The sequence below is a fragment of the Yaniella sp. genome (assembly GCF_030453185.1).
GTDB lineage: Bacteria > Actinomycetota > Actinomycetes > Actinomycetales > Micrococcaceae > Yaniella.
This window is the reverse complement of the sequence record NZ_JAKDKW010000001.1, coordinates 99,817-118,791: the sequence shown is the minus strand read 5'-3', so window position 1 is coordinate 118,791 and position 18,975 is coordinate 99,817. Positions and strand designations below refer to the sequence as shown.

The 18,975-nt window shown below is 54.3% G+C and carries 6 protein-coding genes; 1 reads left to right on the top strand and 5 read right to left on the bottom strand.

The genetic code is table 11. The features are described from left to right. Window positions 1-21: 21 nt before the first annotated feature. The 5 genes from L0H14_RS00430 to hisS form a co-directional block, all read right to left on the bottom strand. A complete protein-coding gene (locus L0H14_RS00430; RefSeq protein WP_301416690.1) occupies window positions 22-6,471 on the bottom strand; it encodes a DEAD/DEAH box helicase in 6,450 nt (2,149 codons plus the stop codon). Between the two features lie 3 nt (window positions 6,472-6,474). Further along, complete coding sequence (locus L0H14_RS00425; protein ID WP_301421286.1) at window positions 6,475-11,109, bottom strand: DNA methyltransferase; 4,635 nt, start codon at window positions 11,107-11,109, stop codon at window positions 6,475-6,477. 2 nt (window positions 11,110-11,111) lie between these two features. Then, entirely contained in the window at window positions 11,112-13,955 is a 2,844-nt protein-coding gene (locus L0H14_RS00420) for a helicase-related protein (RefSeq protein WP_301416686.1), read from the bottom strand. A 206-nt stretch (window positions 13,956-14,161) separates the two neighbouring features. After that, complete coding sequence (gene aspS, locus L0H14_RS00415; RefSeq protein WP_301416684.1) at window positions 14,162-15,979, bottom strand: aspartate--tRNA ligase; 1,818 nt, start codon at window positions 15,977-15,979, stop codon at window positions 14,162-14,164. Window positions 15,980-16,056: 77 nt separating this feature from the next. Beyond that, a complete protein-coding gene (hisS, locus tag L0H14_RS00410) occupies window positions 16,057-17,415 on the bottom strand; it encodes a histidine--tRNA ligase (protein WP_301416682.1) in 1,359 nt (452 codons plus the stop codon). Between the two features lie 171 nt (window positions 17,416-17,586). Between hisS and L0H14_RS00405 the strand changes: the two genes are divergently transcribed. Beyond that, window positions 17,587-18,948, top strand: a complete 1,362-nt coding sequence (locus L0H14_RS00405; RefSeq protein ID WP_301416680.1) for a DUF349 domain-containing protein — start codon at window positions 17,587-17,589, stop codon at window positions 18,946-18,948. The last annotated feature ends 27 nt before the right edge of the window (window positions 18,949-18,975 follow it).

Below are 18,975 nucleotides of genomic sequence, written 5' to 3'. Positions count from 1 at the left end.
GGCATTGTGATCGAGCTCCTTCTAGTCCTGCCCCAGTGCTACCAGTACTGCTGCGGTGTCGTCCGTTACCACAGCGGTCCAACCCTTGGACTGGACCGGTTCGATGTCTTCGGGATCGTAGACGACCGCAACCTTGTGGTCTGGCCAGGAAACCTGCAGCATGACACCGTCCATTTCATCGCCAATCTCGGGCACCGGTAAACCGTGCTCTGCTAGCTCTTGGAAAAAGGCATGTTCATCGGCTTCGGCTTCTTCGAAGACAATTTCCCAGCCCACCGGTACAGCTGGCCGTGCCACATCGATTCCCGGGGCCTCGGTGACTCGGACATCGGAGGCGCCGTAGAGCTCTTCCCACAGAGTCTGAGCCGTGGATTGGGTAGCGATCAGCACGGAACCGGGGTCAGATACGAAAGCCAACATGTTCGACCAGGTGAGCCACTGCTGCCAGGCGTGTTTGTAGTCGTAGGTGTGCATAGCATCTGAACCATCATGAAGTACCAGTATGCTGCGCATAGTTAGCGAGTTTCTGAGGTCGCCTCTGACCAACATATTGACTGCACCGAGTTGCCGCATCCAGTGGAGATAGTCACCCTGTGCGGTGTTTAGATGCGTATTGGCTTGTTCAGCAGTTAATTGAAACTCGCTTGCGTGTTCTTGTTCGATGGAGCCTTGCGCTGCGGAATCTGACAAGGCCAATGCTCCGGCCAAGTTTGCGGTGTGTTGCCATTGGCTAATATCCGGGTCTTGGATCCACTGCCACAGCAGCTCCAGGTTGCCCCGCGGAATGGATTCCACAATATCTTTTTGGAACGCATGCTGCTGTTGCAGCGCTTGGACGGTGTTTTGGTTCAACCAAGCATTCGCCCGCACGGCAGTATTGCTATGTTCACGGTTGACCAGGAACAATTCTATGTCTTGGTATGTGATCGCCCAGGGCAACGCATCGCCTTGCATCCGCAACCGGTGTCGTTTCATGGCATCATCACCGACCCGGTTATAACCGGGTGTCGCGTGGTAGGTGAATCCGTCGGTGTAGATTGCCAGGCTTGGAAGATTCGCATCACCAGAGATGAGCTTAAAATCCGGGCGTGTCCCCTCGATATCGACCTGCGGCCGGAGGCTCCAGGAATGCAATCTGCCCGAGGTTCGCTTATCCGGTATTCGGAAGCGCAATTCCTCACCGCGCGCTGTGGGGACCGATTCCCATTTGACGCCTTGGGAATCCAACCGCTGTTTCAATGCGTCCCGGAATTCCACTTCCAGCATGGATTCCCCTGCGTCGCGTTCGACCGGATCATTTTGGATGGTCCACGGCATGCTCTGAACATCTGAGGCACCATCCGGGACTGCGAGAAGTTCAGTCAGGAGCCGTTCTGCGGTCACACGGGCTACGTGGTCTTCCATTTTGTAGGGCGCATACGGCAGCAGACAACGGTGACATGCTCGCCGCTCCTCCTGCTGACATGGACACTGACTGACGATTTCCCAGGCCGCTTTGAGCACTTCGAAGACGGTCTGAGGTTCTTTAAACGCTGCCAGATAGCCGGTTCCGCCAGGAACCCTGTCATGGATCAACAGGGTCATGGCGTGCATTGTGTCGTGATCTAGTAGCTCAAACGCAGCGACCTGTCCGGTGGCGCCGCCCAGGTGTTCCACGAGTCCCAGCTGCACCGCGGCTAGTAGCGTGGGTGCTACATAATCATCAGCGTATTCGGGCTGCAACGGTAGATGCAGCTTGACGCCTTGAGTCCGCAACCGGTGGGCTAACAGTACATCTTCTTCGGGTGCCTCATCCGCCTTGCGATATCTGCACCATAAGCGGTGATCATATTTTGAATGGGCTTGTTCCGACCGACGTAGCTGACCACAATAGGCACAAATCGTAAACAGTGGTGCGTTGGCAATGCGTTGTCCTGCAATATCACGCACGGTAGATCGCCGCGAAGTAAGGCCAAAGTTGAGGTTGGTGACCGTGGTTTGACGAAGATATTCGACACCGAAACCATTTTCAGCCACGAACCAACGAGTGTCGACACCATTGGGTTCAACATCATTGACCGGAACCACGGTGAATCGTGTTCTTCGGCGGCTATCCCGGTTATCACTGATGGACGCTTCGTCGCGGCGCACTTCAGCACTGACCCGGCTCAGTTCCAGTGTCGTATAAATCTGCCCCTGGTCATGGATAGCGTTGGAATCACAGCGAGCACAGCTGGAAACCAGACCACTATAACCACGCTCTGTACCGGTATGCTCAATGGCATTAATCCAGCCGCATCCTGGACAGATCTGCCAGTATTGCAAGTTCCGGTTTTGCGGGCCGAGGTCGACAGCATCGATGTCGATTTCCATCCCATAGGCATAGAACGTGGCGCCTGGGGCAAGCTCACGGATTGCAACGTCAGCCATACGTTCTAATTCATAGGTCTCGGTTTCAAATTCTTGCGTGTCTTCATCTCGCCACGAAACACCGACGTTGAGGACGACTGGCTCACCGATCAACGTGTAATTCGGGTAGATGCCATGTCGTTCCAGCTGTGCAATCCACCAGCCGGTGTTCAATTCATTTTCTTCCGCCCGAAGCCGTTTGAGCTGGGCGGTAGCGGAGTTGACGTCACGTTCCGCCTCTTTCAACTTCGGATGTTTCTCGTCGTGGCCGAAATCGTGTTGGGCCTGGTGGAAATCTTGCGTCAGGTCCTCAAGGGCGTCTTGGACATCACGGATGCGGTGCCGTAACGCTTCACCGAGTTGTTGCCACTCAACCGTTGCATGTTCCAGTACACCTGCCATCTCATGTTGCACCCAGGCATAGAGCCGTTGCTGGCTGGACTCCGAGACAAGACTGCCAAAAGCGTGCAGGAACTCATCAACCAGTGCACGGTCATCAGACTGAGCCAACGCGATAAGCTGCCCGAAATAGCTATTCGGTTTGACCGATTGCATGACCTCTTTGGCCTGCCGCGGGTGTGCTGCCTCAGGATCTCGGGCAAGTTTATCGCCAAGAAATGCCATAAACTGACGCATCAGAATCTCTTCAGCGTCCAGATACGTCTTGGGTGGACGAACTTCACCATCAATAACAGACAGTGGATCGTTGAGCTTCGGCAGGTGCGCTCCCCTGCCTTGGACAAACGCAACAACCAAGGCATTCCCGGTCAGGCGACCTGCACGGCCCACACGTTGCACATAGCTGGCAACAGATGTTGGGAGGGAGGCCAGCATGACACAGGAGAGGTCACCAATGTCGATGCCCATTTCCAGGGTGGGCGTGGCAACCAGCACGTTGGGGTCGCCCGGATCCTGCAACGTCTTCTTGAAACCATCCTCATATGCAAGCCGGTCTTTATCCTTCAAGACCGACGTATGTTCCTTGGCGACCACGCGTTTGCCGTCGGTTGAGGCATACAACTGGCGATAATAATTTTTCGGGTCAAAAATGCCGCGTTCTTGGAATCCCTTGCAGGTTTGACGCAGACATGGTGCACCAAGCAACTGCTCAACGACCAGTGGCGTCCCGAAGCTCATGGTCCCACACACCGAACACTGCACCGCATGCTCCCCATTGCGCAGCCCTGCAGCACTGGGAACAGCCAGCATGACCTGTTCCGGAGCTAATGCATAAGCAGTTGCACCCGGTTCGGCTTTCAACGCCATGAGGATGCCACCTTCATGGAGCAGCTCGAACAGTTTTCTGGCTAAGACACTGGCATCATCCCGACCAACTTCCAGGGTTCGATGGGTCCAGTCGTTATACCAGCTCCGACGAGAGGCTACCGGGTCTAAGCCGCTATCGGGAAGTGTTGATCCCACCACCGGAAACGCTGGCGCGGGGCGACCCTTGGGAAACGCTTGCATGCCTTGTTCTCGAGGGCGACCTCCCCAGAGCCAATATCTACGCCCGCCACTTTCAATGTAGCGCCGTAACCAGTCGTGATAAATCCCGCCGCGCAGTCGCATGCGAACCAAGAATCCACGAGCCCAGTGCAAGAATTCCTCCTGCGATGGGACGCCCGTATCGGGCAGGATATGCAGCGTGGTGTCCCAGGCTTTTTGTGCGATGGCGGCAAGTTTCGCGTCAGATCCTGCGTCTGCCTCAGCAACGACTGATCCGGTGAGTTCAAGGGTCCGCCCCATACGAGCGCTCAGCCCTAATTCCAAGGCAGCGTCGAAGGAAAGCCGCCGCTGCACATTGGTGTAAGCACGGCTCCGGTCCCGTCCGGTGGCACGTTCTTGCCAGAACTCAGCAAAACCTTTGCGCTCAACCAAATCCGGCGGGATTAGACGGAAGCGATGAAAACGCTCATCAGCCACATCGGGAACGTTCATGACACTATTGACTAACTGTGCCAAGGTCATCGTGGCATATCCGGTGTCGGCAAAACCGTTGCGTAACTGGCTACGCAAGGTAAACGTGCGCGAGCGTGCCTGGATAAAGCCGGCTCGATGTGATGCATCCTGAACAGAGTCGGTAAAGACCAGCGCTTTCTTCTCTGCACGATCCAAATCAGAGTCGCCAAAGAGCGTAGAGATCGCAACCGATGTCAGGGTGGAAACAGCAGAACCTACGAAACGGATGGCATCTTCGGTGAAGCACGCCGGGCAGACATCGTTTTGTGACTGTTCGACAACCTCATCACCGTCTAAAGCCAGAACCGGAATGATCAGACCTCGATGTAGATCTGGATCATCATCTTCTGGCGGCCTGGTATCCAGTGTTTGTTTTTGTCGATGAAAGTACCGCAGCCCGATGGCTTTGGTAGAGCGGTAGCTGCGGCCTTCCCGCGCGGCTTCGTCGGCTTCTGCTCCGCCTTCGAGCAGGACACGAAAGTCTGCTTCGTGAGTCAGCGAGGCCTGGCGGATCTCATCTGGATCAATGATCAGTTCTGACTGTGTCGGAGCGAGCTTTGCACCCCACCCATACCGGCCACAGTGGCGACAGTAGACTGCCGGCAGATAGGTTGCCGGTGCTTCACCCTGTGCAAGTTCTTCGGTCTCCACCACCGGGTCATCGCCCCAACGGAACTCAAGAGACGTATCCACTTTCGCGTCAATACGGGTGAGTTCTCGGATCCATAAGTGCGTTTCAACCGTTAGCGCCAGACGTCCTGTCGCAACGCGAACATAGGAGTACAGGGCCAGGATGTGGCTCACAAATTCGGCGGCCTCTACAAGTTCCTTCTCCCCGGTCAACCTCGGAAACAGCAACTCTGTCAGTTCAGTGATATCCCGGGCAGTTTCAGTGTGCACGACCAAGAATTCTGTGAGCGGATGGTGGCGCAGCGCATCAAGCATCACGTGAGGCTCATGTTCTGGAGGCTGTTCAAACAGCGCGTCCAAAATCGTGTCAAGAATTTCTTCTTCAGACGGGTTAGCTTCGACCACCCGATTGGTCTCAGAAATAGACGCACTAAGCTCTTCAAGACCGCGGGGCAAGCCAGCACCCGCTGGGCTCAACTGCTGCCACTGGGCAAAGCTCATACGCGATTCGGTGATCAGCGATGCCTCATCAAACTTTTCGCCAAAGATGGTTTCGGCAAAGTGCAGCATCTCCTCGCCACCGTCACCACCGCCCAGTGTGGCCGACGTGGCCACGGGAGTGATCATGCCCAGTGGACGTTGTCGATCTTCAGCAGTGACTGCATCAGCGCCGCCATCAGATGATGCTGGCCAATAGGACTTCAGCGTCATGCCTAAGCGTCGCAGCAGCATGGCCACGTCGGTTCCTTGAGCACCGTCGTAGGTGTGGAATTCATCAAGAACCAAGTACTGCAGACTCAGCGCCGAGGCTTCCCAGATAGGAGCATCGTTATGCCGCAGCAGCAATTGATCCAACATTTTGTAGTTGGTCAATAAGATATCTGGCGTATGGTCTTGAATCGCTTGGGGGTTGGTGATCAAACTGTCGGCGGTGACTCGAGACCGATCTTTCCCTTTTTGACCTGTGTAGAGAGCGGCGCGGATACCGGAGAGTCGTGTATCCGTGGTGAGAAGCTGTGCTAGTCGTGCTGCTTGATCATTTGCCAATGCGTTCATTGGATACAAGATGAGTGCTTTCATCCCGGTAATGCCCTCGCGCTTAGCACGCAGTACGTGATCCAAGATCGGATGCAAGAACGCCTCGGTCTTGCCTGACCCGGTACCGGTGGTGACCAACGTCGGTTCAGGACGACGGAACCGTTGGCCATCACGTCCAAACGAACTTAAACGCTCATACGCCAGCGCTTGGTGCCCGTAGGGCGTGAACTCCCCAAAATGATGACCGAGGAAATTCTCCCAACCGTCTTGAGCCGGTTGGAACGGCAGCCGCAACCGGATATACGGCCCCTTGAACATGCCATTGTCACGATCCGACAGGAACTCACGGACTGCAGCCTGTGCCGGCTTGTCTGACAGCGCGAAAGTCGTTGTGAGATAGTCCTGGATACCTGAGACAAGATCCGTGGCCTGACGGGTCGGGAGCAGCGCAACCATGACTTAGTCCTCGTCTTCAATGATCCGGCCGTGGTCTTCGAGCATGCGGCTAAATCTTTCATAAGCTGCACGCATGTCTTCCTCACGATCAAAGCTTCTAAAGGGGAATTCGAAGACGTACTCGACCTCACTCTGTGGATGTACCCAAGTACGGGCTTCTACAGTCATGCCGTTTTCGCCGACTTGTCGGTAGTTCTGATTCATCTCTATGGGAATCTGACGTCCATTTGCATCATACAAATCAGTTTGCTCGTATCCCCTCAATACTGGGAACTGTGTACGGTAGATTGTGCACAGCTCATCGATAGAAATGCCCAAATCTAAGGCGACTAGGGCATCAATCTCAATAAGTGCCTGACGCCTCTCACTGGCCACTCTAAGTGCCGAAATTGGAGCTGTTCCTAATCGATCTATAGTTTCTAAACCATCAAAGGCTTCCGTTAATTTCATGAGAGCGATGGCACGTCTCCTAATTGCAATAGCAATTGATTCGCCCGAAACAATTGGAAGAGCATCGATGGTATTGCCGAGAATATCTGATGCACCACCAATTTTGATCATAAAATCAGCGACTATCGAAGAAAAAACTCCCGCCAAAAGTACTGTCGATTCGAGGTCCCCTTCGTTATGCCAAGCCGACTGCACAGTATTAATATGGGCAGCTTGAGGAGGGATTACCGTGGCACGCAGAGTGCGCTCACCCGTTCTGGATGCCATTCTACGCCAGGCTATACGATAGAAATTCCTTTGCGGTTTCGGCTCTCCACCACGATCTAGCCAATTGCCGTAGTCCTGATCATAGGTCGAATTGACACCTCTGACCGGTTGATAACTGGTGCGAGGGATAAAGCTTACGGGAAGCGCTTCTAGGTCTAATGAAGCCCAATCTCTGTGGCTCTTCATAGTGGGGTTCGGGATTTTTGCGAAGGGGTTGGCAACATTGAAATGCGGACCTTGTAATATGACGTCTTCCCATGATGCGTTGGTCTTGGAGCCAACCTCGAAATAGCCACGTTTTCGATCAGCAGTTTCGTGCCACCCAGGAGAATATTGCAGTCCTAATTTTCGTACTCTCGGAGCATGGCTTAGCTTTTCGAGTACAGCCATACTTGCCCTATTCACAGGGTAAATCATTCGAGCGTGTAATGGCGGCGTACCCGGTTCGTCTAGAATCCTTGCCCAAATATTAAGTGTGTCGATATTGATGTCAAGGATTCGCTCTCGGTGAGGTCTAGTATCCCAATTCCCTTCAGAGTCTTTGAGCCCAGGAACTTCCGTACCTCCCTCGTGTTCCAGAGAGCGTTCGACAGTATCAGGATGATATAGAGAAACGGCCATTGCAAAGTGAGGATTGGTACGCCGGTCTCCGTAAATGTGAACTCCGTATGTGGCTGTATTGGCAATTTCATACAGCTTAAATTCGTTAATGAACTGCCAGTGGCGACGCAACCGTTGATATGCAACTGTTCTAAGATTCCAAGCACCTTTCTCTGTGAAGTGTGACTCAGGATGTACAAGTGCGCTCACGCCGTGTTCATTTGCCGAACGCCAGGTCCGCTCCATAAATACCCTGTATAAATCTGGTTGCAGACCGCTCAAGATTGGGTACTGAGATTTTGCACGTAAGAAAGTAGCTAATGCAGGAACTGTTGCAGCCGCATCTACAAACTCATCAATACGGTTCGTAGTGGATAAAGTGTTCGTGCGTTTGGTTCTAATTTCTGCCTGCGTTGGTTTCTCCGCGAGTTGCCACCACGGATCAAATTCGGCAAGAAGTGCAGATTCGTCTGAACGGGGTCTTACCCACGGAGGATTACCCACTTGGAGGTCAAAGCCGCCATGCGCAAATACTGGTCCGAATTCCAGCTCCCAATGGAAGAATGCTTGCTCCTGGGAAACATCTTCCAGCACTCGCAACCAAGGATGATCGTCGAAGAATTTCTCGTCTATCCGGGCTGCCCCTGCAAAATCAAGATCCAGTTCCTCAAACTCGTTCAGCTCGTCCCAATCGGCTGAACTCAGTAATGTGTCTTGGCCTTCAAACTTCGATTCTTTACCTGGTTTGCCAAGGATCCTTTCGAGGGCATCGATCCATTGATCGATGGTTGGTGGTTGCACTTCGCGTTCCGTGAGTGGCCAGTACCAGAGGGCAGTCCAGGCGTCCATGACCCGTTTGAGTCGGCGGTAGGCGCCATTTTCATTGGCCAGCGACGCCTCGATTTGTTCACGAGTAATTACGTTATGCTCTGCTTCACGTTCTCGTGGCCAATAGTCAATGAATCTTCTCGCTTCAGATTCAGCAATTTGTAAGCGTCGTGTGGCAAGACCCCATAGCGTCTCAACCCGCTGCGCTAACCCTTGAAGTCTTCTGATCTGGTCACTGCTGAGCTTTGTTTTTGTACTCCGTGCCCAGTCATTCAGAGCCTTCTGCTCAGTAGGAACAAGGTCCTTTACTTCTTTAGCTTTGCCGCCAGCACCCCAGCCTTCACCCGGGAGGAGGAAGTGATGGATCCGTCCCTGCACGGCGGAATCCACAGAACCCCGCTCTAATGCATCAGCTAACCCGGTCATTGGGGCAGGTTCCGGAGCTTCGGTGAGGTATTTTTTCTTCTCGACTCCATAAGTCGTGTAGGTAGCCCTCCTCGCACCTACTAACGAGTTACCGCGTTTTAGTCGCAGCCCAAACCAAGGTGCATGGAGCCCCGGCTGCATAGTGTCCAACCAGAGGGATACTTCCGCCAGTTCGACGGCAGTAGAGTTCAGATCCACTCCATGGACTTGGTGGAGCGCGATCTGTGCTTTTACTGCTTGAAGTTCTTGAGCATAGCTTTCAGGCTCGATTTGTTGTCCGAGCTCATCTTGTTTCCTGGTGAGGTATTCATCAGCTAGCTGGCGTACTGCCTCAATGACGAAAGCACCTGATCCAAGTGCGGGCTCACAGATGGAGAGGTTCAGAATGTCATCGGCGCGAGTGTTTTCGTCCAATAACTCTGCCAATGCCTGGGATACAACGAACTTTGTCATCACCTCTGGCGTATAGAACGAAGCCGACTGTTGACGTTCCCGACCTGACAGTCTGAATACGAAACTGCCTTTCGGATGTAGGACTGGTTCTTTTATACCCGTCTGTTCATCGATTCGGGTTACGAGGTGCTTCGGATCGATCTCCAGAGCTTTTTCTACGGAGACAACCCAGGATCCTTTGGACGCGTCCCCGTTCTTCGCTACTTCACGAAGGTCTGTTTCTGCGATGAAGCCGGTGTAGGACATCAGCCCTTCGTACACGGCACCGAGTTGGTTGATGCCAAGGTTGGCATATGAGATAAACCCGCGGGGCCCTTTACTATCCGAGCGGCTAAGAAGTAAGCGTTGCAGAATGTGCTGCATGGCCAAATTGCCGAGCTTGGAACTGTTGATCAGGTGAGTAGCTTCAGGCATGAACAAGTCGGCTTCTAATGACTCGAAGACCAGGCCTTCAGCGGAAATCGTTTCGAGTTCGTCCTCGAGCTCATCTTCGTGAGGACTCTTATGCTGTTGGGTCGCATGATCGCCGTTTACCAGTTGGAAGAGCAAAGCGAGTGATTCATAAAGGTGAGTGCCTTGCTGTTCCCGACTGTCGGTCAATTCGACCATGGAGAGTTCTCGGAGACGATCAATACCGTAGCCGGCATCGTACTCCCCCGCGCCCTTCGGTAAGACACCCAGTTCTGGGAATGCTTCCGCATAGAGCAGGAACAGTATGCGGTAGAGGAATCGCAACGACTGACGAGCCAAGTCTTGTCCGTCAATCTCATCGTTGCTGAGGCCTTGGTCTGTTCTTCGCATCAGTACATCGTTGGCAATAATTTCAATGGATTCACGTATGCCGTCGCGAAGATCTTGTGAGACCCCTACTGCATGTTGATGAGACTCTTCGAGCCGTTGGGTCCACCAAATACTGCCATCATCGCTTGGCATCAGGGAATTCCGGCTAAACACTGCCAGAAGGCGGTCAATCTCCCCACCCTTTTTGGTCTCGTTCCGATCTGCTACGAGTTGTACATCAACCGCGAGGTACCGGCCTTCTGGCCAACGTTGGCGATCGGTGAGGAACAAGACGTTGCCTGCCGCCACGACGATAAAGCTCGGTGCCGTTTCTGTTAGATAAAGCTCGGACAGGAGTTTCGAGACCGGCTGGTCGGGCCGCGGAGTGTCATCCAGACAGTTGGTGCCCAGGAGTTGGACTTGGTCTGGCCCCTGGTCAGTCCCGGTGACAGCAGTGGCATCTAGCCACAGCACATCTGTCGCTTCACCAAGTCGGGTCGCAGTAATCGTCAGATCGTTTTGAGAACGCTGCATCGTGAGGTCTTCGGGTTGACCGTGGTGGCCAAATATCTGGCGTAACCGGGCATATGCGTCTCGCGCGCGCTCTGCCGTTTCAGCACCGTCAATCGACAAACCGGCTAAGGCTTCCTGGATCTTGAGACGTTCGGCTGAGAACCGCGTGACTGGGGTGTCGTGTCCATCGGCAGCATCTTCGTCCCAGATTTTTCTTAGCGCACGAATCTGCTTTTGGAATGTCTCGCCTCGCCCGGTATCGGTGAAGTAGTGTTCACTGATCCAGTCATTGATAATGACAAATGCTTCAGATGAGCTCAACGCTACACTCCTTCTTCACGGGGCATGACAGCTAATAAGGGACGTACCAGCTCTTGGTTCGGGCGGAGCTCTTCAGCCAGATCAAGTTCTTCACGAACACGACCGGCGCGCTGCTGCACAGTGGTTCGCTGTATCAGCGTGTCTGACTCAGAAGTCCACCGTTGCGCGCGTTGGATCCATGCCTCAAGCCGGTCTTCGGCATCCGCCGATAGGCTGTGCCGCACCCAGGACAGGTGTTGCGCTGCAGCATCAACAGCTGCAGCCATTTCTGCTTGCAACGGTTCGGTGTTCACGGCACCCGGGTTTGCGGTGTCTGCGGTCAGCCCAATATCTGCGAAGTATTCGCTGAGGTTCTGAACCGGTTGGACTAAACCACCGGTAACACCCATAAATGTTCGGTTCAGAATTTGGCCGCGCTTGTTCGTAATCGTGCCGAGCATCAGATAGGAGATCGCAGGCACATCACCTCGAACGGCCGGCACTTCATTACGACTCATGTTGGCAAGTGCTCGATCCGATGCCCAGTCCAGCACAGGGTGCAGGGGGCCGAGATAGTGAGCGGCCGGCCAGTTTGTATCCTCATCTGATCGCGCGTCACGTAGGGATTTCTCACCGGCTTGTTTACTGGTCGCCAACCGCAATTGTTGCAGGACTTTCCGTTCGCGCACGTAATCACGCGGTAGGAATCTCAGCCGGCGTTGTAGATCTCTGGGTGGCGCGAGCGTGGCCACGTGGTATCGGTCGTCGGTGTCCCAGTCCACTGCTCGCTGTGGATCGTTAAACGCTTCGTCAAGCGCTTCATCGAGGTACTGCAGATCCGTCGCATAGAGCCCTGGTTCCGTAGCAACAACGACTGGAGTCAGACTGTCGGTCTCAGCGTTTGCTTCGGCAGCAGGCTCTGCTCGTGTTTCTGAAAGGAGCGAGTCCGTGATGCTCATCCCTACCAAGAGTGCGGCGACCGGGTCGTTGCCAAGATCAGGCTTATCTGGGACTGCTGTCTCGAGATCCTGTTGCTGTACCAGTGCATCTCGAACTGCTCTTTCTTCCGCTTCGGCAGAGTACTTCCCCATCAGCACGCCAACATCATCGAATGCCCGGTGTGCTTCGTGCTCCTTCTGCACCAGCCGAGTAAAGATCCGCACATCCCCCGAAAACTTTTCGTTCGAAGGTTCCAAGAGCAATGTTGTGATCTGCGGTGGCTTGGTCTGACCGTACCGATCAATACGTCCATTGCGCTGTTCGATGCGGATCAACGACCACGGGATGTCGTAGTGCACCAAGTTGTGACACTGAGCATGCAGGTTCACCCCTTCGGATGCCACATCACCGGTAATCAAGACTTTGAGATCTGAGGTACCGCGTTTGAACTCTTCAACCGTCTCTAATTGCTCAACATCAGACAGTCCCCCGTGCAGCAGACCGATATGCTTCGGCTTGAGCTTCAGCGCAGCTTGCACGTCTTGCTGCAGGTGATGGAGTGTGGCAAGTCGTTCTGCGAACACTACGACTCGGGTGTCATTTCGGGGACCGACACCAATGGCTTTTAGGTGGTCGACGAGTGCCTCGAATTTCGAGGACGACTTTTCCATGGCTTCGTCGGTGAGTTCGAGGAGTCGTTTGAGTGCCGTGACTTCTGTGGCACTGGCGTTCTTGGAAGGCCGGAGGCGTTCACGAATGGTTTCTGCAAGCGCTGCCGGGCTGGAGAGAAATGCTTTGGCGAGTGTCCACCCAAAGAGGCGGTTGGTCCCTGGGCTGCCATGTGGGTTATGCAGCCACGTTTCAGCCAGTTCCGTAGCGATAGCATCTTCTGCTGGACTCGCTGCGATCAGCCGGTTCTGCGGTTCTGGTCTCTCAGCCCAGTCCGCCCCAACTTCACTGGCAACTTCGGGCGAGTACCGATGCCGTCGGATCACCAGTTTCTTGGCTGCTTCATAGTCGATTTCGCCTTGCGGACTCACCACGGTTGGATCGAGCAGTCGCAAGAGTTCCGCAAAGGATTCTTCTTTCCCGTTGTGTGGAGTTGCGCTCGCGAGAATCAGCGCATCGGTGCGTGGGGCCAGGACGCGAGCGAGCTCGTTATTCAACGTGCCGGTATTGGTGAGGTTATGGGATTCGTCGATCACGACCGCATCCCACCGACGTTTTTCCAAGTGTGCCCGGTACCGTGGAGTTTTGAGCGTATCGATAGAGATAATAGCGCGCTTAAAATATGTAAAAGGATTCCGAGTTGCCGGGATCGTCTGGCGAATGCGTTGCAGACCAACTGAATCCAGCCGCACAAACGGCAGAGCAAAACGCGTCCACATTTCATGCTGCATCTGTTCCAGCACGTGGCGTGGGGTGACAATCAGGATGTTCTCACCACGACCGCGAGCAACGAGTTCAGCCAGGATCATCCCGATTTCAAGCGTCTTGCCAAGACCAACGGCATCTGCGAGCAGTATTCTCGGGCGAATCAACGATGGATCTAGTGCTTTGGCCACGGCTCGGCGTTGATACTGGAGCGGGTCAGCCAGTATTCGAGTGCTGACCGTGAGCTCGTCTGAGATCGACGGTACCGGAGTGGTGCGAAGCACTGTCTCTAGGTATAACCGGGTCTGGCGGTACCGTGGTGATTCATCAGCAACGACCGTCGCCTCACGTGGATCAATCACTTCAATAGTGTCGAGGTCAGAGTAGAACGCTGCTTCTGTGTCGCGTACGAGTTCTGATAGGCCTTGGACTTTGACCAACGTGCCGGAGGGGGTTGCCGTGGCAGAAGTGACCACCCAGGTAGCATCACGCACACTGACAACCGAACCGGGCACAACATTGAGCCCGTTCGTTGACTCCCCAGTTTGCTCCATGTGCGGTGACTCCTCAGCGCCTAGTCATAGCCATTTTCATCTCAGCCTAACCAATACATCGTCCAGACTTGAAGAAAACGTTCTAGATTAAGTTACACGGTGGCAGTGGGCCAATTGATGATGCCGTTCGGACAAGATGCGCATTCCGGAACACGAAACGCCGACCGAACTGGGTGATTCGATCGGCGTTTGGCGGGCTACGTCTGTTAGGCGTCGGCCTCTTGGGTCACGTCTTCTTCATCTTCTTCTGGAACGTAGTCCACACCGGTTTCGGCGCGTTGCTCAACGGTGATGGGCGCCGGCGCATCAGTGAGTGGGTCATGTCCGTTACCGGTCTTCGGGAAGGCAATGACTTCGCGAATCGAGTCGGTTCCGGCCAGTAGCGACAGGATACGGTCCCAACCGAAAGCGATGCCACCGTGTGGTGGTGCACCGTATTTGAAGGCTTCGAGCAGGAACCCAAATTTTTCTTGGGCCTCTTCATCGGCGATACCCATAACGTTGAAGACCCGTTTTTGGACTTCTTGGTTGTGGATACGGATTGAGCCACCACCGATCTCATTGCCATTGACCACGATGTCATAAGCGTAGGCCAGCGCCTCACCCGGGTTCGTATCAAAGGTATCCATGAATTCTGGTTTGGGTGAGGTGAAGGCGTGGTGCACTGCCGTCCATGCGCCATCACCAACGGCGACGTCGCCTTCGGCTTCAGCCACGGACGCGGGTTCAAACATTGGGGCATCGACTACCCAGACAAAGGCCCAGTCTTGTTCTTCTGCTGGTACTTCTGAGTTGGTCTTGATGAGACCTGTGCGGTGACCGATTTCTACTCGGGCTGCTCCTAGCAGTGCTCGTGATGCGGCAGGATCACCGGCGGCGAAGAAGATGGCATCCCCAGGCTTGGCATCGACTTTTTCGGCTAGACCAGCCAGTTCTGTTTCGGAGATGTTCTTGGAGACCGGACCTGTCAGCTCACCGTCTTCCTTGTACAGGACGTAGGCCAGACCGTGTGCGCCGCGTTGTTTGGCCCATTCTTGCCAGGCGTCGAGCTGCCGGCGTGGCTGGGAGCCACCACCGGGCATGACCACGGCACCGACGTAGTCGTTCTGGAAGACCCGGAATGGTGTGTCCTTGAAGTATTCGGTCATATCAGTCAGGGGCAGGCCAAAGCGCAGGTCTGGCTTGTCGGTTCCGTACTGTTCCATCGCTTCGCGGTACGTCATCCGTGGAATCGGTGTAGTAATCTCAACGCCGATGAGTTTCCAAATGGCTGCTAAGAGTTCTTCGGCCAACGCGATGATGTCATCTTCTTCGACAAAAGAGGCTTCGATATCCAGCTGGGTAAATTCTGGCTGCCGGTCGGCGCGAAAGTCCTCGTCACGGTAGCAACGTGCGATTTGGTAATAGCGTTCGATTCCACCGACCTGCAGCAACTGTTTGAACAGCTGTGGGGACTGTGGCAACGCGTACCAGGAGCCTGGGTCGAGCCGCGCTGGGACCACAAAGTCGCGGGCACCTTCCGGGGTGGAACGAGTTAAGGTTGGGGTCTCAACCTCAATGAATTCCTGACCAGCCAACAAGTTACGTGCCACTCGGTTGACTTCGGACCGCAGGCGCATGATGCGGGCTGGTTCTGGCCGGCGCAGGTCCAAGTACCGGTGGGCCAGGCGAATTTCTTCACCGACTTCAACGTGCTCATCGATCTGAAACGGTAGGGGTGCTGCAGTATTCAACACGGTGACTTCCGAGGCATACAGTTCAACGGCACCCGTGGCAATATTCGCGTTCTCGCTGCCCTCTGGGCGTGCTTTCACTTCGGCGGTAACCTGCAGCACGTACTCGTTGCGCAGATGATCGAATTGGCTTTCATCATGGACCACAATTTGTGCGACGCCCGAGGCATCGCGAAGGTCGATAAAAGCTACCCCACCGTGGTCTCGGCGGCGGGCAACCCAGCCCGCCACTGTAACGGTTTGTCCGATGTGCTCGGCGTTGAGTGTGCCGAGTTGATGGGTGCGAAGCACGTTGTGTTTCCCCTTTTGAGTTCTACGTATTTGATAAAAACTTGGTGGTGTTCGTGGTCAGTCTACCGGCGGCAATGCTATTTGCCGGTGTGATCGATTTCGACAATGGCTGGTTGCAGATCGTCAGTCGGAGGCATCCATACGGCAGGGTCTGCCGCGACCTGATCGCCGGAGCGAATGTCTTTGATTTCGTGGCTAACTTGACCCTCGTTATAGCTGGTGAACCAGACATATGGGATACCGCGACGATCAGCGTGACGGATTTGTTTGCCAAATTTCTCGGCCTTGGTGGCCACCTCGGTGTTGATGCCGCGCGACCGCAGAGTCTGTGCGATGTCTTGGGCTGCCGACCAGTCGTCGTCAGAGGTCAATGCCACGTATACAACGGTGGGCACATTGCGAGTGGCTTCCACCATGTTTTGCGAGAACATTCGCGAAATCAATCGTGTTACCCCGATGGAAAGTCCAACGCCTGGGAATGTGCGCTTGCCCTTGGTCGCCAGCGAGTCGTACCGACCGCCAGAGCAGATGGAGCCTAACTGCTCATGGCCAACGAGGTTCGTTTCGTACACGGTGCCGGTGTAGTAGTCGAGGCCGCGGGCAATTGAAAGATCCGCGACGGCAGTTCCTGGAGCACGTTTATGGAGCTCATCAATGACCTCAGCAAGCTCGCGAAGACCTTCTTCCAGTTGTGAATTTTCGACACCCAGTGCACGCACCTCATCAACGAACGAAGAGTCTTCGGCACGGATCTGAGCCAGCGACAGAGCTAGTTCAGCCTGTTCTGCAGAAGCCCCGAGTTCTGCTTGGAGTGCTTCGGCAACTTTGTCTGCACCGATTTTCTCCAATTTATCGATATTGCGTAATACCCCGGCGGTGTCATCCAGCCCAATACCCTGATAAAAGCCCTCGGCAAGTTTGCGGTTATTGATGCGAATGACGAACTGGCCGATCGGCAGTTTCGCTAATGCTTCGGCCATGACCAGTGCAACGTCTATGTCATGCCGGAAGTCCAGTGCGCCGTCGCCGACCACGTCGATATCAGCCTGTGTGAATTCGCGAGCACGACCCTCTTGAGGTCGTTCGCCCCGCCAGACTTTTTGTATCTGGTACCGACGGAACGGGAAGGTTAGGTGGCCGGCGTTTTCGGTCACATAGCGCGCAAAGGGTACTGTCAGGTCGAAGTGCAGGGCGAGTCGAGAGGTATCCGTGGGGTCCGGTGCATCAGTTTCGTGGATGCGTGAAACGGTGTATACCTCTTTATCGATTTCCCCTTTACGAAGGAGCGTACCCAGCGATTCAACGGCGCGGGTTTCGATGCTAGAAAATCCATGGAGTTCGAAGACCTCTGCAAGCGTATTGAGCACATGGAGTTCAACGAGACGCTCTTGTGGCAACCATTCGTGAAATCCAGATAATGAAGTCTTACGGGACATGTCGGTATATTCTCCAAGGGGTTAAGCTCGCCTGCGCTGCAATGAGCACATTCGTGCCTGCTTTTTAAAGTACTCTGCCATTGTATGCGTTTCCCGTAAGCTAACAGTGACCATCTCATAACAGTCCTCCCATGGCTGACGGGATCTCCACCTAGGAAGAAAGTTTTAGCGGTGACACCTAGTCAACAACCCGACGTCCCAAAACCGGCGGCTCCCAAGCCAAGCTCTGTAACGCCTGCCGAAGTAACTCCGGTGGCGCCAGTTGCACCAGCCCCGGCATATACTTCGAATCTCACGGAAGCTCAACAATTTGCTGAAATTTCTGATGAGGGAGTCGTAACTCTCCTTGATGGCGATGAAAAAGTTGAAGTGGGCCAGGTTCCAGAAGCTTCCAAAGACGATGCTCTAGCCTATTTCGTTCGCAAATATGACGATGTTATGACGCAGCTGCAGCTCCTCAAACAGCGTCTAGAGACCGATGCAGCCAATAGGGAACTAGAAAAAACGCTCGCTCAGATCGACGAGGTGATTGCCCAACGTCAAATGGTGGGCAATATGACCAAACTTCGTGAGCAGTCAAAGACACTACGTAACGCACTCGTCGAACGACATGCTCAGCAACAGGCTCAACGCGAGAAAGCGCTTGCTGAACAACAAAGCGCACGTGAGGAAATCGTTGCGCGCGCCGAAGAAATCTCGGCTCAGGATCCAAACAAGACTCAATGGAAACAATCCACTGCCAAAATGCGCGAATTGTTTGACCACTGGCGTGCCGTCCAAAAAGCTGGTCCTCGCCTACCGCGCACTGCTGAAGATGCTCTTTGGCAACGTTTCCGCTCCGCTCGCAATGCATTCGAAAAGAATCGTCGCGCGTTCTTCTCCCAGTTAGACGCCCGTAACGCTGAAGCCAAGAAGGTTAAAGAAGATCTGATTGCTCGTGCCGAAGCTCTGCAGAACTCCACCGACTGGGGCCCAACCACTCTGAAGTATCGAGATCTGATGAACGAGTGGAAGGAATCCCCCCGTGCCTCGCGAAAAGATGACGACGCCTTGTGGGCTCGTTTCCGTGGCGCACAAGACGTGTTCTTCAACGCTCGCGATGCGGCAAACGCCGAAGTTGATCGCGAGTATGAAGCGAATCTTGCGACCAAGGACGAGATCCTCCAGGAGGCTCAGCAACATCTGCCTTTCAAAAACATCGATTCGGCGCGGAATGTCATGAAGGATATTCGTGCCCGCTGGGAAGCAGCGGGTCGTGTACCTCGCAAGGACATGAGCCGTATGGAAGCCGGAATCGGTAAACTTGAACGGGCTTTGACTGAACTAGAAGAAGATCATTGGCGCCGTAGCGATCCGGAAACTAAAGCACGGACCAACTCAGCCCAAACGCAGTTGGAAGACGCTATTGAACAGTTGGAAACAGATCTAGCCCAAGCCGAAGAAGCAGGCGATCAGCAGAAGATTGCTGCTGCAACAGAAGCTCTAGAGGCGCGTCGCCAGTGGTTGCAGGTCGTTCAAGCAGCTAGTGAATAACCCAGCGAGCTAATATCCCTGTCAAAT

What these genes read in the sequence shown, in the direction of transcription:
- hisS (WP_301416682.1), bottom strand. Translation starts at nt 17,415, where the DNA reads ATGTCCCGTAAGACTTCATTATCTGGATTTCACGAATGGTTGCCACAA.
- L0H14_RS00420 (WP_301416686.1), bottom strand. Translation starts at nt 13,955, where the DNA reads ATGGAGCAAACTGGGGAGTCAACGAACGGGCTCAATGTTGTGCCCGGT.
- L0H14_RS00430 (WP_301416690.1), bottom strand. Translation starts at nt 6,471, where the DNA reads ATGGTTGCGCTGCTCCCGACCCGTCAGGCCACGGATCTTGTCTCAGGT.